Source organism: Chromobacterium sp. S0633 (assembly GCF_024158805.1).
GTDB lineage: Bacteria > Pseudomonadota > Gammaproteobacteria > Burkholderiales > Chromobacteriaceae > Chromobacterium.
The window spans coordinates 44524-58216 of the sequence record NZ_JAMZGH010000023.1; the positions used below are offsets into that span (position 1 = coordinate 44524).

The 13693-nt window shown below is 62.7% G+C and carries 11 protein-coding genes and 1 tRNA gene; 6 read left to right on the forward strand and 6 right to left on the reverse strand.

The genetic code is table 11. The annotated features are described in order from the left end of the window. Positions 1-126: 126 nt before the first annotated feature. Positions 127-1521 (reverse strand): L-cystine transporter, encoded by a 1395-nt coding sequence (locus tag NK214_RS14385; RefSeq protein WP_235087131.1) that lies wholly within the window; start codon positions 1519-1521, stop codon positions 127-129. 575 nt (positions 1522-2096) lie between these two features. On the opposite strand from NK214_RS14385, the gene NK214_RS14390 reads away from it, so the two are divergent. The 5 genes from NK214_RS14390 (at position 2097) to NK214_RS14410 (ending at position 7315) form a co-directional block, all read left to right on the forward strand. Further along, positions 2097-3359 (forward strand): MFS transporter, encoded by a 1263-nt coding sequence (locus NK214_RS14390; protein WP_107800310.1) that lies wholly within the window; start codon positions 2097-2099, stop codon positions 3357-3359. Positions 3360-3510: 151 nt separating this feature from the next. Continuing rightward, positions 3511-5571: a methionine--tRNA ligase gene (metG, locus tag NK214_RS14395; protein WP_253314825.1), complete on the forward strand. Its 2061-nt coding sequence runs from the start codon at positions 3511-3513 to the stop codon at positions 5569-5571. 255 nt (positions 5572-5826) lie between these two features. Continuing rightward, positions 5827-6012, forward strand: a complete 186-nt coding sequence (locus NK214_RS14400; protein ID WP_019103612.1) for a hypothetical protein — start codon at positions 5827-5829, stop codon at positions 6010-6012. 174 nt (positions 6013-6186) lie between these two features. Next, positions 6187-6813: a VC0807 family protein gene (locus NK214_RS14405; RefSeq protein WP_253314826.1), complete on the forward strand. Its 627-nt coding sequence runs from the start codon at positions 6187-6189 to the stop codon at positions 6811-6813. Between the two features lie 425 nt (positions 6814-7238). Continuing rightward, positions 7239-7315: transfer RNA gene (locus NK214_RS14410), tRNA-Met, on the forward strand. 59 nt (positions 7316-7374) lie between these two features. Here NK214_RS14410 and NK214_RS14415 read toward each other — a convergent pair. The 5 genes from NK214_RS14415 to NK214_RS14435 all read right to left on the reverse strand — a co-directional run bounded on the left by NK214_RS14415 (position 7375) and on the right by NK214_RS14435 (position 12328). Next, complete coding sequence (locus NK214_RS14415; RefSeq protein WP_253314827.1) at positions 7375-7647, reverse strand: DUF1484 family protein; 273 nt, start codon at positions 7645-7647, stop codon at positions 7375-7377. A 62-nt stretch (positions 7648-7709) separates the two neighbouring features. Further along, the gene (locus tag NK214_RS14420) at positions 7710-8705 is read right to left on the reverse strand and encodes a LysR family transcriptional regulator (protein ID WP_253314828.1); all 996 of its coding nucleotides are present in this window, start codon (positions 8703-8705) and stop codon (positions 7710-7712) included. A gap of 16 nt (positions 8706-8721) precedes the next feature. Next, the gene (locus tag NK214_RS14425) at positions 8722-9744 is read right to left on the reverse strand and encodes a histone deacetylase family protein (protein WP_253314829.1); all 1023 of its coding nucleotides are present in this window, start codon (positions 9742-9744) and stop codon (positions 8722-8724) included. Then, entirely contained in the window at positions 9741-10982 is a 1242-nt protein-coding gene (locus NK214_RS14430; protein WP_253314830.1) for a Zn-dependent hydrolase, read from the reverse strand. Before NK214_RS14430 ends, NK214_RS14425 begins: the two co-directional genes overlap by 4 nt. 11 nt (positions 10983-10993) lie before the next feature. Then, positions 10994-12328 (reverse strand): MFS transporter, encoded by a 1335-nt coding sequence (locus tag NK214_RS14435; protein WP_253314831.1) that lies wholly within the window; start codon positions 12326-12328, stop codon positions 10994-10996. Positions 12329-12549: 221 nt separating this feature from the next. Between NK214_RS14435 and NK214_RS14440 the strand changes: the two genes are divergently transcribed. Next, the gene (locus NK214_RS14440; protein ID WP_227104620.1) at positions 12550-13545 is read left to right on the forward strand and encodes a 2-hydroxyacid dehydrogenase; all 996 of its coding nucleotides are present in this window, start codon (positions 12550-12552) and stop codon (positions 13543-13545) included. The last annotated feature ends 148 nt before the right edge of the window (positions 13546-13693 follow it).

Here is a 13693-nt window from a genome sequence, read left to right on the forward strand (position 1 = left end):
GTTGTTGCTGTGCCGCATTGTGGGGCAGTTGGCGGCTTTAATGGAAAAACCGCCTAGTATGCTGGATTTACAGGTTGTAAATAGGCATTCCCAGGCGGTTTTCAAGGCGGAGTCTCGCGCAGCTTGTTAAGCCATTTCTTCGTCCAGATTGATCTCGCGGTCGCTATTGAACACCTGCATATCGGTCTGGCCCAGCAGGCGGCTGGTCACGGTGCCGGCGGTGATGGAGCCGCTGACATTGAGCGCGGTGCGGCCCATGTCGATCAAGGGCTCGATCGAGATCAGCAGGCCGGCCAGCGCCACCGGGAAGTCCAGCGCGGACAGCACGATCAGCGCGGCGAAGGTGGCGCCGCCGCCAACGCCGGCCACGCCGAAGGAACTGATGGTGATGATGGCGATTAGCGGCACGATGAAGTGCAGATCCATCGGATTGACGCCCACGGTGGGGGCGATCATCACCGCCAGCATGGCCGGGTAGATGCCGGCGCAGCCGTTCTGACCGATGGTGGCGCCAAAGGAGGCGGCGAAGTTGGCGATGCCGTCCGGAATGCCCAGCAGCTTGTTCTGGGTGGCCACGTTCATCGGGATGGAGCCGGCGCTGGTGCGCGAGGTGAAGGCGAAGGTCAGCACCGGGATCACTTTTTTAGTCCAGCGCAGCGGATTGACGCCGGCCAGGCCCACCAGCAGCAGGTGCACGGCGAACATCAGCAGCATCGCGCCGTAGGAAGCCAGCACGAAGTTGATCAGGTTGACGATGTCGGCCCAGCTGGAACCGGACACCACCTTGGTCATCAGCGCGAATACGCCGTAAGGGGTCAGGCGCAGCACCAGGGTCACCATGCGCATCACGATGGCCTGGGCCACGGCGATGAAATGGCTGAAGCTGGCGAACAGCTCGGGTTTTTTGCGGGCGATGCCGGTGGCGGACAGGCCGATCAGCACGGAGAAGATCACCACCGCGATGGTGGAGGTCTTGCGCGCGCCGGTCATGTCAAGGAAGGGGTTGGCCGGCAGGAAGTCCAGCACCAGCTTGCTGAAGGACAAGTCCTCCACCGTGCTCAGGTTCTTCACCAGCGATTCGCCGCGCGCCACCTCGGCGGCGCCGGCGGTCAGGCCCTCGGCGCTGAGGCCGAACAGATTGGCCATCAGAATGCCGGCGCCGGCGGCGAGCATGGTGGTGAACAAGAGCACGCCCAGAGTGGCGGCGCTGATCTTGCCCAGCGAGGAGCCGCCTTCCAGCTTCAGCAGCGCGGCGATGATGGACACCATGATCAGCGGGATCACGATCATCTGCAGCAGCTTGACGTAGCCGGAGCCGATGATTTCGCACAGTTCCAGGCAGGCGGCCAGCGCCGGCGAGCCGGGTTGGGCCAGCCATTGCAGCGCGGCGCCGAAGGCGACGCCCAGCGCCAGGCCGGTGAAGACCCGCTTGGTGAAGGAGACGTGAGTGCGTTGCTGCTGCCACAGCAGCGCCAACAAGGCCAGCGTGACGGCTAGCGTGGCGATGACGGTCAAGGTCATGGGAAACCCCTTAATCTATTGGTTTTGTCGTCCGGTTCCGCTGGCCGCCCGGGCCGGCTTGGCGTCAAAGCGCAGGGGCGGGTTTTGGGGTGGGGCGGCGAGCTGGGCTCAGCGTAGCGACGGCGCAGCGTCGGCATTTTGAGCGAGGTCAGACGAGCTTGGAATCCTGATAAAAAAGCTTCGCCCGGCGGGGCGCCGCTGGCGGGAGCCCGCACGGCCGCGCCGGGGAATACGGCGAAAAGCGGCGATTTTACCGATATTCCCCGCGCTTTACTCATATTAATAAGCATAAGCTTATTGATTGTTTTTCTATCAATCGCGCCGTGGCGCCGAGCCGGAGCGATCGACGATGGCTTGGCCGGCGCCTGCGCGCTCGTCTCGCTTCTCTTGGCGGGGGCGTGGGGTGTTTGAGTTGCAAATTGCTGTTTTTATTGTGTTTGTGGCAAAAATTGCTTTGCGCGCTAGGCTTTCTGCAGGTACAATTGCGCCCCTTTTTCGCTTTATTTGGCCCTTGTCCGTCCGGCCGCATGGGCAAGCGCGCCGCTTGCCGGTCTCAGAAAGGCTGCATCTCCCTAATGTCCGCTCTACACGCAAAGCTTAGCCGTTCCAATCTATTGTTTCCGCTGGCCCTGGTTCTGTTCGAATTCGCCGTCTACATCTGCAACGACATGGTGCAGCCGGCCATGTTGGCGGTCACCCGGGAATTCCTGGTCGACGCCTCCTGGGTGCCGGCGTCCATGACCGCCTTCCTGCTGGGCGGCGCGCTGCTGTCCTGGCTGACCGGCCCTCTGTCCGACCGCATCGGCCGCCGGCCGGTGCTGCTGTTCGGCGTCGCCTACTTCACCGTGACCTGCCTGGCCACCTATCTGGTGAACTCCATCGAGGCCTTCATCGCGCTGCGTCTGCTGCAGGGCATTGGCCTGTGCTTCATCAACGCCGTCGGTTACGCCGCGGTGCAGGAAGCCTTTGAAGAAAAAGCCGCGGTCAAGGTCACCGCCTTGATGGCCAATGTGGCGCTGATCGCGCCGCTGGCCGGCCCGCTGGCCGGCGCCGCGCTGATGGAGCTGGCGCCGTGGCGCACCAGCTTCCTGCTGATCGCCGCGCTGTCCTTCCTGGCCTTGCTGGGCCTGATCTGGAAAATGCCGGAAACCACCCAGCCCAGCCACGAGAAGCTGCCGCTGGCGCAGATGGGCCGCGATTATCTGAAAGTGTTCGGCAACGGCCGCTTCGTGCTGTCCGCGCTGTGCATCCCGCTGCTGGCGCTGCCGCTGATGGGCTGGATCGCCATGTCGCCGGTGCTGCTGGTGAATGATCTGCACATGAGCGCGCTGGAATACGGCCTGATGCAGCTGCCGGTGTTCGGCGGCCTGATCGCCGGCAATCTGGCGCTGGTGCTGGTGGCCGGCCGCTGGCCGCTGGGCCGTTCCGCGCTGATCGGCATGTGGCCCATCGTGATCGGCCTCAGCCTGATGCTGTCCGGCGTGCTGTTGTCCGCGCATCCGCAATACTTCATGGTGGCCGGCATGACGCTGATGGCTTTCGGCGAAGGCCTGGCGTTTGGCGTGCTCTACCGTTTTGCGCTGATGTCCTGCGACGCCGCCGGCAAGGGCACGGTGTCCGCCAGCATGAGCATGTTGTCCATGGCCGGCTACGCGCTGGGCGTGGAGCTGTTCCGCATCGCTTACCAGCAGGCCGGCATGCTCGGCTTCGCCTGCCTGTCGCTGGCCTTCTCGCTGGCCTATGTGCAGGTGGCGCGCCGCACCGTGCGCGGGGCCATGCTGGAGCGCGCGCAACAGGCCGAGGCCAAGCAGCCGGAACTGGCCAATCAGGCTTCCTGAGCCCGAACCCGTCCCCGCTGGCACAGCCCGGCCCGCATGCGCGGCCGGGCTTTGTCTTGATGGCCGCTGTTTCCCGGATATCCGTCGTGACCGCCGGGGGCGACTGCCTCTATAATCGATCGTTTCAGATCGCACCTTTGGAACAATCCTAATGAGCAAACGCAAGATTCTGGTGACCAGCGCACTGCCTTACGCCAACGCGGGGCTGCATCTGGGTCACATGCTGGAACAGATTCAGACCGATATCTGGGTGCGCTTCCAGAAGATGCGCGGCCACGAATGCTATTACGTCTGCGCCGACGACACCCACGGCGCCCCCATCATGCTGGCGGCGGAAAAACAGGGCATCACCCCGGAGCAGTTGGTGGACAGCGTGCGCGAACTGCACCTGGCGGATTCTCAGGGCTTCCTGATCGGCCACGACAACTACTACAGCACCAATAGCCCGGAGAACAAGGCGCTGGCGGAGCAGGTGTATCTGGCCTTGAAAGCCGACGACAAGATCGCCTGCCGCACCATTGAGCAGTTGTTCGACCCGGAAAAGCAGATGTTCCTGCCGGACCGCTTCGTCAAGGGCGAATGCCCCAAGTGCAGCGCCAAGGATCAATACGGCGACAACTGTGAAGTCTGCGGCGCCACTTACAACCCCACCGAACTGAAGAACCCGTACTCGGCGGTGTCCGGCGCCAAGCCGGTGCTGAAAACCTCCGAGCACTATTTCTTCCGTCTGGGCGAGTGCGCCGACTTCCTCAAGCAATGGACCGGCGGCAGCAGCGTGCGCGCCGACGGCGCGACCCAGCCGCATTTGCAGCCGGAATCGCTGAACAAGATGAACGAGTGGATTTCCGGCGGCCTGCAGGACTGGGACATCAGCCGCGACGCGCCGTACTTCGGCTTTGAAATCCCCGGCGCGCCGGGCAAGTACTTCTATGTGTGGCTGGACGCGCCCATCGGCTACATGGCCAGCTTCAAGAACCTGTGCGATCGCAGCGGCCTGAATTTCGACGAGTGGTTCGGCAAGGACAGCCGTACCGAGATGTACCATTTCATCGGCAAGGACATCCTGTACTTCCACGCGCTGTTCTGGCCGGCGATGCTGAACTACTCCGGCCTGCGCGCGCCCACCGGCGTGTTCGCCCACGGCTTCCTCACCGTGGACGGGCAGAAGATGTCCAAGTCGCGCGGCACCTTCATCCAGGCCAAGAGCTATCTGGATTGCGGCCTGAATCCGGAATGGATGCGCTATTACATCGCCGCCAAACTGAACGGCCGCATCGAAGACATCGATCTGAACCTGAACGACTTCGTCGCGCGGGTGAATTCCGACTTGGTGGGCAAGTTCGTCAACATCGCCAGCCGCTCCGCCGGCTTCATCGCCAAGCGCTTTGACGGCATGCTGGCCAGCCAGGTTAGCGACGGCGACATCCTCGCCAAGCTGCAGGCCGCCGCCGATGAGCTGGCCGCCGCCTTCGAAGCGCGCGAATACGCCAAGGCGCTGCGCGACGTGATGGCGCTGGCGGACGTGGTCAACGCCTACGTGGACGCCAACAAGCCGTGGGAACTGGCCAAGCAGGAAGGCCAGGACGCGCGCTTGCAGGAAGTCTGCACCGTATTAATCAACGCCTTCCGCCTGCTCACCATTTACCTGAAGCCGGTACTGCCCAAGCTGGCCGAAGGCGTGGAAGCCTTCCTCGACGTGGCGCCGCTCGCCTGGAGCGACGCCGCCAACCTGCTGCTGGGCAAGAAGATCCACGCCTACCAGCACCTGATGCAGCGCATCGACCCGGTGCTGATCGACAAACTGATAGAAGCGAACAAACAGAATATGCAAGCCACCGCAGACACCCCGGCCGCCGCTCAATACGAGCCGCTGGCCGAAACCATCAAGATCGACGACTTTGCCAAGCTGGACCTGCGCATCGGCAAGGTGCTGGAGTGCAACTTCGTCGAAGGCTCGGACAAACTGCTGCAGTTCACAGTGGATATGGGCTTTGAGAAGCGCAACATCTTCTCCGGCATCCGCAAGGCTTATCAGGAGCCGGAAAAACTGGTGGGCCGCAATGTGGTGGTGGTGGCCAATCTGGCCGAGCGCAAGATGCGCTTCGGCGTATCGCAGGGCATGATCGTCTGCGCTTCCGGCCAGGACGACAGCGAAGGCCTGTTCCTGCTGGACGCCGATCAAGGCGCCAAGCCGGGCATGCGCATAGGCTGAGCCGGTAGTTCCTAATCCTGACTGTTCTTTTTACTAGTTGGGTCCCGCGGCCCCTGCTGTCATATTGGCATGCAGGGGCCGCGTCATTTCGCGGCCCCGAAACCTTCACCGGGCTGTCATCTGAGGCTGTTACATTCACTGCAAGCCAAATGCGAAACATTCTCGTCCGGCTGGCGGAACTTTTGAAAATATGGTATGTCTCTAGATGAAATGAATTTTGAACAACCCAAAAAAAAGAAAAAGGAATGAACCATCATGAAAATTTCTCAACTGAAACCCGGCTACAAAATCCTTGAGCACAAGGACAGCGGCTCTACCATGCATTACGAAGTGGTCAGCATTCGACAGGTTGGCAAGATGTTTGAAGTGACTTTCAAGTCCGCCTTGGGCTTGGCCAGCGCCTTGTATCCCGCCAACGCCTTCATTCAGGCGGCCGCCTGATGCCACTCCCCTGCGTTTGTCCATTCCATTGCGCAGATTACAGATGAAGCCCCGCAAAATGCGGGGCTTTGTTTTTGGCCCGTCCTTTTTCTCCCCCTGCGAAAAACTCAAGTCAGGCAGTTGACGTTTCGATGCAAATTGTTCATGCTTTTTGCATTTGAAGGCGGAGGCGCCGTGCCGAAACGCGCAAAACTGATACTGGAAATCATCGTCAATTTCCTGCTGCCCTGGTTGTGCTACCGCTATGGCGAGCCGCGCTGGGGCGAAGCCGGCGCGCTGATGTTTTCCGCCTTGCCGCCGGTGCTGTGGAGCGTGATCGAGCTGTTGCGCTTCCGGCGCGTGGACGCTTTGAGCCTGCTGGTGTTGTTGGGCATAGGCTTGTCCTTGCTGGCCATGCTGCTGGGCGGCGACGTGCGCCTGCTGTTGCTGCGCGAGTCCCTGATCACCGGTTTGATCGGCTGCGGCTTTCTGCTGTCCTTGGCGCTGCGTCGGCCGCTGGTGTTCTATCTGGCGCGGGCGACCTTGGCGCGGGAATCGGAGCAGGGGCGGGAGCGGTTCGAACAACTATGGCGCGCGGATGGCTTCAGGCGCGCCATCCAGCGGATGACGTTGTGGTGGGGCTTGGGCTTGAGCCTGGAGGCGGGCGGGCGCGCTTATCTGGCCTGGACCTGGCCGGTGGAGCGTTTTCTGCTGGTGGCGCCCTTCATCAGCTACGGCGTGATGGGTGGGCTGTGCCTGATGACCTTGCTGTATAGGCGGAAGATGCGCCGCGAAGCCGCCGTGGCCATGGCCGCGCTTTGAAGCGGATCTCGGGCGAATAGACAAAAAAAAGGGCCGCAAAAGCGGCCCTGAAGTTCCGTGATGAACACTTAGGAGGAAAGACACGGCTGCTTGTTTTGCGGCTTCGCTGGCAGTCGAAACCGCAGCGGCAATGTCTTCCAAAATGCACAAGATCGCGCCCGCATCGGCAGCGCCTGTTGGCAGACAGGCATCTGACTTCTCGGGCCGCAATCGCTCGGGGAGAACGACTGCGCTGACCTTGAGTTCACTTTAGACGGTCTTTGTTGATCAGGTGTGTGGTAGTAAAGATCAACTGTTAACAAGTATGAATCGTCTTGGTGCGAACTTTCCCCGCATCAGAAATCTTTTTTTCCAAAACGCTTGACCAGAAAAACGGGGCGGGGTATAGTTCGCTCCTCTGCACGAAACACAGCAGACAGATCAGACGCGGGGTGGAGCAGTCTGGTAGCTCGTCGGGCTCATAACCCGAAGGTCGTAGGTTCAAATCCTGCCCCCGCAACCAAGTTAAAAAACCCGAAGCCAAACGGCTTCGGGTTTTTTGCGTTTTACTTTCCTTCTCGATTAAGCCAGTTCGTTCAACTGCCGGAAAATATCTTCCAGCTTCAGTTGCAAGGGTTCCAGCAGCGCCTGCACTCCGGGGCCGGACAGCGCCCGGTCTTCATGATGGCTTAGCAGGCCGGCCAAGGTGGCCAGCGCGGCGTTGACTCCGCTCAGTTCCACCAGATTTTGCTCCAGCGTCTTTTCCACTTGCGCCAACGCGTGTTCCAATTGCGGCCATTCCGGCTGCGGCTCCCGCCGCAGCTGCTCCAGGTTCTGGCGGAGCAGTGTCAGCATCGGAATCGTCGCCGGCATGCTTGGGGATGGGCGTAAGGCGGCTTGGTCCATGAGTTTGCCTTTCAAATGCCGCTGACGGCGCCCAGTCGTTCACAGGGCGGGTAGGCCAGCATGAATGTCCGGAAAAATTTCAGGAAGGCGGTTTCCGCGGCGCTGAGGCTGCGCTCGCGATGCCACATCAGGTAGATGTCGATATCGGCGACGCCTTGTTCCGGCGGCAGCCGCCATAAGCGCTGCTGCACAATGTCGTTGGCGACGCTATGTTCCGGCAACGCGCCGATGCCGTAGCCGGCGAAGATCATGCGGCGAATCTCGTCCAGGCTGGGAGAACTGGCGACGATGCGGCCGGTGAAGCCGGCTTGTTCGCGGAAAATGGTCAGCGGAGACAGGCAGTCGCCCAGTTGATCGCTGGAAAAACTGACGAAGTTTTCCGTCAGCAGATCGGTCAGTTGCAAGTCCATTTCGCCAAACAGCCTGTGATGTCGGCCGCAATACAGCGCAAAGCGCTGCGGGAAAATACAGACTTGCTCCAGTTTGTCCACGGCGAAGCGGGACAGGCTCAGGCCCAGGCCGGCTGTTTTCTGCTGCAGCGAGTTGATGATGTCGGCGCTGCGCATCACGTCAATGCGCAAGTCCACGCGTGGATGGCAGCGATGGAATTCGGCCAGACATTTGTCGTAGACGGCTGATTCGATGCGGCTGATGGTCAGCAGGACCATCAGGCCGGCGACATCGTGGTGATGGGGCGTTTGCTGCAAGCCAAGTTGCAGCCGGGACACCGCTCCGCGCACTTCGCCGGCGATGCGATAAACCTCCTCCCCGGCCTTGGTCAAGGCGAAGTGCTGCGGCGAGCGCTGGCTGATCAGGCGCATGTTCAGATGTTCTTCCAGTCTTTGCAAGGAACGGCTGATCGCCGGCTGAGTCAGGTGCAGGCGGACGGCGGCGCGGCTGATGCCGCGCTCTTCGACGATGACCAGATAGGTGCGCAGCAGGTTCCAGTCCAGGGTGTCGTTAAGCCGGCCGAAGACGGCTTCCACAGTGTTGGCGCGCTTTTCCATGCGAAGCCTCTCGCGCTCAGGGCCGCAGCAGGCCGGAGAAGAACTGTCCGGCGTTGCGGCCCAGGCTGTCCAGGTGATAGCCGCCTTCCTGCACGATGACGGTGGGAAGGCGCAATTGAGCGATCCGCCGACCCAGGCGGGCGAAGCCGGGGCTGCTGAAGGCGATTTTGGATTGCGGGTCCTCCTGGTAGATGTCGAAGCCCAGCGACAGCACCAGAGCGTCGGCCTGGAAGTGGTGGATTGCGGCACAGGCCGGTTCCAGTTGTCGGAAGAAGGCCTCTTCATCGCTGCCATGGGGCAGGGGCAGGTTCAGATTGTGACCCTGGCCGGCGCCTGCGCCGCATTCGTCGGCGAAGCCGGCCACCACCGGGTAGAAATTGGTGGGATCGCCGTGGATGGAGACGAATAGTGTGCCGTCGCGCGCATAGAAGATGTCCTGAGTGCCTTGGCCGTGGTGCATGTCGGTGTCCAGGATGGCGATGCGAGGGCAGGCGGGGCGCAGGCTTTCCGCGGCGATGGCGGCATTGTTCAGATAACAGAAACCGCCGGCGCCGTCGGGACGGGCATGATGGCCGGGCGGGCGACACAAGGCGTAGGCGAAGCGTTCTCCCGCCTGGACGGCCGCCGCGGCCGAAACCGCGCTCTGGGCCGACCAATATGCGGCCAGCCAGGTGTCGGCGCCAATCGGGCAGCTGCCGTCCAGCTGGTGTTTGGCGGCTTGGGCCAGGATGCCGCGACCGGCGTTGGGCGAACGCACAAAGATATTGGATATCAGTTCATCGCCCCATTCGCCTTGGCCGGCGGCAAGCCAGGCCTCGTGCCCGTGCTGGAGGAATTCAAGGTAGTCGCGCTGATGCACCGCTTCGAGGGGGGCCATGCCGTGGTCGGCGGGCTCGTGGAGCGGGAATTGCAATTGACGCACCGCGGACAATAGGGCGTCGATGCGCTGCGGCACTTCCTGCGCTTGGCGCATTTGGCCGCGAGACAGATAGCTTTGCGGTTGATGCCGGCGTTGCAGCGGATGGAAAAAAGTTTTCATGAGGCGTTGTCCTGTGCGTTGGCGCGAGCCAGCACGGCGTGGAGCAGCACATTGGCGCCCATGGCCGCATGCTCGGGTTCGATGGATTCGGCTTCGTTATGACTGATGCCGTCGAGGCAGGGGATGAAGACCATGGCGCTGGGACAGTGGCGAGCCAGCACGATGGCGTCGTGGCCGGCGCCGCTGACGATGTCTTGGTGGGGATAGCCCAGCCGGGCGGCGGCCTCGGCCAGCAAGCGCTGGCAGCCGGCGTCGAACGGGGTGGGCGGGGCATGCCATAGCGTTTCGATGCGGGCGGCGATGCCGCGCGCCTGCGCGACGCTGCGGATCCGCTCGCAGATGTCGTTGGCCATGAGCTGCAGGCCGGCGGCGTCCGGATGGCGCAAGTCCAGGCTGAATTGAACCTTGCCCGGCACGGTGTTGCGCGAAGGTTTGCTTATCGTCAGCTGGCCGCAAGTCCACAAGGCTTGTGGGTAGCGGCTGGGCGCGTCGTTCTCCCATTGCGTCAGGATGGCGGCCGCCGCCTGCAGCGCGTCCCTGCGGTATGCCCGCGGCGTGGTTCCGGCGTGGGCGCCGGCGCCTTCAAGCTCCGCCTCCAGCCACAAGATGCCTTGTCCGCCGCTGACCACGCCGATCGGCAGCCGCCGCGATTCAAGAACAGGGCCTTGTTCGATGTGCGCTTCGAAATAGGCGTCCGGCATGGGGCCGGGCGTTGCGCGGGGGCCCTGACAGCCGCTGGCCTGCAAGGCGGCGGCCAGCGTGACGCCCTGGCTGTCGGCGGCGCGCAGCGCCTGTTCCAGCGGCAATTCGCCGGCAAACACAGAGGAGCCGAGCATGGCGGGCGCGAAGCGCGCGCCTTCTTCATTGGTCCAGCAGGCGATCTCGAGCGGACGTCGCGTTTCGACATCATGGTCGTTCAGCGCGCGAATCACTTCCAAGGCGGCCAGCACGCCGTAGACGCCGTCAAAATTGCCGCCTTCCGGCTGGCTGTCCAGATGGCTGCCCATCATCACCGGCGCCAGTTCGGCGCAGCGTCCCCGGCGGCGGGCGAAGAGATTGCCGACGGCGTCGCTCTCCAGGCTCAGGCCGGCTTGCCGGCACCAAGTGGAGAACAGCCGCCGGGCGGCGACATCCTCGGCGCTGAGCGCCAGGCGGCAGACGCCGCCGCGGCCGGTGGCGCCGATTTGAGACATGGCAAGCAGGCTTTGCCATAGGCGGGCGGAGTCTATGTTCAGCATGGAGGGGCCCCTCAGGCTTGGTCTGCATGGAGGTGGCGCAGGCGGTCCAGCGCCACGACGGACAGCAGGGAGACGGCGGACATCAGTGAATAGAATATCGCCAGCGGCCACCATTCGCCGTGGTAGCGCTGGGCCAGCATGGTGCCTATCAAAGGCGTCAGACCGCCGGCGATGGCGCCGCAGACTTGGTAGGACAGGGAGATGGCGGTATAGCGCACCCGGGTTTCGAAGATACCGCTGACGAAGCCGGCGATCACCGAGTAAAAGCTGGCCATGCAAATCACGCAGATGGCGATGCCCATCACCATCAACCAGGCATTGCCGCTGGCCGCGCCTTGCTTGACCAGCACGAACATCGGATAGGGGGACAGGATGGCCAGCGCCGCGGCGATTTTCAGGAAGCGGGCGGCGCCGAATCTTTGGCCCAGCCAGGCGGCCAGCGGCTGGATGGCGAATTGAATGAAGGCGACGTAGAACAGACAGGCCAGAATCGCGGGTTTGGCCAGGCCCAGGTATTCGGTGGTGAACACGATCATGAAGGTGTTGGTGAAATAGACGCCGGCAATGCCTATGGTGTTGGCGCCTATGCACAACAGCAGCAAGGGCCAGGCCTTGCGCACCACCTCCAGCAGCGGCGCGGCGCTGGCGGCCCGCTGTTGGCGGCTGGTTTCAAACTCGGGGGATTCGTTCACGCCCAAGCGAATCAGCAGGCCGATCAGCAGCAGGCCGGCGCTGGCGAGGAAGGGCAGCCGCCAGCCGTAGTCCAGCATGGCCTGCGGCTCCATGGCGGTGACCCACTTGAAGGCCAGCAAGGACAGGATCAAGCCGGCCGGGCTGCCGAGTTGGGCAAAGGAGGCGAACAAGGTGCGGCGTTGGCGGCCGGCGTGTTCGCCGGCGATCAGCACCGCGCCGCCCCATTCTCCGCCTACGGCGACGCCTTGCAGCACCCGCAGCGCCACCAGCGCGACGGGCGCCCAAAGGCCGATCTGCTGGTAGGTGGGCAATAGGCCGATGCAGACGGTGGCGATGCCCATCAGCATCAGGGTGATGACCAGGGACTTTTTGCGGCCCAGCCTGTCTCCCAGGTGGCCGAAGACGATGCCGCCGAGGGGACGGGCGAAAAAGCCGACGGCGAAGGTGCCAAGCGCGGCCATGCGGCTGAGAAAGGGGTCGCCGGGAGGGAAGAACAACTGGCCGAACACCAGGGCGGCGGCGGTGCCGTAGATGTAGAAGTCGTACCATTCGATCATGGTGCCGACAAAGGCGGCCAGTCCGGCGCGCGCCGGTTGACGGGCGCCTGGGGCAAGCTGCCCGGATTTGCTATTACCTGAAATAATATTTTCCATGTCGGTGGTCCGCCCTTGGGAGAGGGTTGATCGTATTGCCGGCAAGGTGAATTTATTGCGCACAGAGCAGGTGTCGTCAAATCATCAATATGCATCCAGGCTATTACTGTGGTTCATATTTTTCCGGCGTCCTCGTCGTCGGCGGCGTCGAGAGGGAGGCTGTTGCTGGATGCCGCGCTGCCTTATAGTGCTTTCATCCATCCGCATTCAGGAGCCGCAGCATGCGCATTGCCGTTTTCGACGCCAAGAATTACGACCGCCACGCGCTGGAGGCCGCCAATCAAAGCCACCATCATCAATTGCAGTTTTTCGAACCGCGTCTGAATCTGGACACCGTGGGCCTGGTTCAGGACGTGGACGCGGTCTGCCCCTTCGTCAACGACAGGCTGGACGCGGCGGTGGTGGCCAAACTGGCGGCGGCGGGGGTGAAGCTGGTGACTTTGCGCTGCGCCGGCTACAACGGCGTGGATCTGGCGGCCTGCCGCCGGCACGGCATCGCGGTGACCCGGGTGCCGGCCTATTCGCCGCACGCGGTGGCCGAGCACGCCTTCGCCTTGCTGCTGGCAGTGGTGCGCCGCATCCACAAATCCTATACCCGGGTGCGGGAGATGGATTTTTCCTTGGATGGACTGGTGGGTTTCGATTTGCACGGCAAGACCATGGGCGTGTTGGGCGCCGGCCGCATCGGCCAGGCCACGATGTCCATCGCACGCGGCTTCGGCATGCGGGTGCTGGCTTACGATCTGTATCCCAACGCCGAGCTGGCGGCGAGCCTGGGCTGCGAGTTCGTGTCCTTGGAGGAGGTCTGGCGGCAGGCGGACGTGATCAGTCTGCATCTGCCGCTGACGGCGGAGAGCCGGCATGTGGTCAATCGTGAAACGCTGGCGCGGATGAAGCCGGGCGCGGTCTTGATCAATACCAGCCGCGGCGGCCTGATCGATACCGCCGCCTTGCTGGAGGCCTTGAAGGCCGGGCGCTTGTCCGGCGTGGGCCTGGACGTGTACGAGATGGAAGAGGGCGTGTTTTTCGAGAATCTGTCGGAAAGCGGGCTGCAGGACGATCAGCTGGCGCGGCTGCTGACTTTCCCCAATGTGCTGGTGACTTCGCACCAAGGCTTTCTGACGCGCGAGGCACTGATGAATATCGCCGACACCACTTTGGGCAATGCCGGCGCTTTCGAGCGGGGAGAGGCGCTGGTCAACGCCGTCTCCGCCTAGTTGGGGCTGCTAAGAAAACTGCACAGAGAAGCTGAGCCAAGGCGCGCCGACGCAGGCAGTAAGTCCTAGGACAAGAAGGCGCGACGTAGGGTCAGGGATGCTGTTAGCGGGTCTTAGCGTCTGTTTACGATTTCGCGAGCCAGAGCGA

Bases quoted from the DNA above. Each gene is read 5' to 3' on its own strand.
- NK214_RS14435 (WP_253314831.1), bottom strand. From the start codon at position 12,328: ATGGAAAATATTATTTCAGGTAATAGCAAATCCGGGCAGCTTGCCCCA.
- NK214_RS14390 (WP_107800310.1), top strand. From the start codon at position 2,097: ATGTCCGCTCTACACGCAAAGCTTAGCCGTTCCAATCTATTGTTTCCG.
- metG (WP_253314825.1), top strand. From the start codon at position 3,511: ATGAGCAAACGCAAGATTCTGGTGACCAGCGCACTGCCTTACGCCAAC.
- NK214_RS14385 (WP_235087131.1), bottom strand. From the start codon at position 1,521: ATGACCTTGACCGTCATCGCCACGCTAGCCGTCACGCTGGCCTTGTTG.
- NK214_RS14400 (WP_019103612.1), top strand. From the start codon at position 5,827: ATGAAAATTTCTCAACTGAAACCCGGCTACAAAATCCTTGAGCACAAG.
- NK214_RS14430 (WP_253314830.1), bottom strand. From the start codon at position 10,982: ATGCTGAACATAGACTCCGCCCGCCTATGGCAAAGCCTGCTTGCCATG.
- NK214_RS14415 (WP_253314827.1), bottom strand. From the start codon at position 7,647: ATGCTGACACTGCTCCGCCAGAACCTGGAGCAGCTGCGGCGGGAGCCG.
- NK214_RS14425 (WP_253314829.1), bottom strand. From the start codon at position 9,744: ATGAAAACTTTTTTCCATCCGCTGCAACGCCGGCATCAACCGCAAAGC.
- NK214_RS14420 (WP_253314828.1), bottom strand. From the start codon at position 8,705: ATGGAAAAGCGCGCCAACACTGTGGAAGCCGTCTTCGGCCGGCTTAAC.
- NK214_RS14440 (WP_227104620.1), top strand. From the start codon at position 12,550: ATGCGCATTGCCGTTTTCGACGCCAAGAATTACGACCGCCACGCGCTG.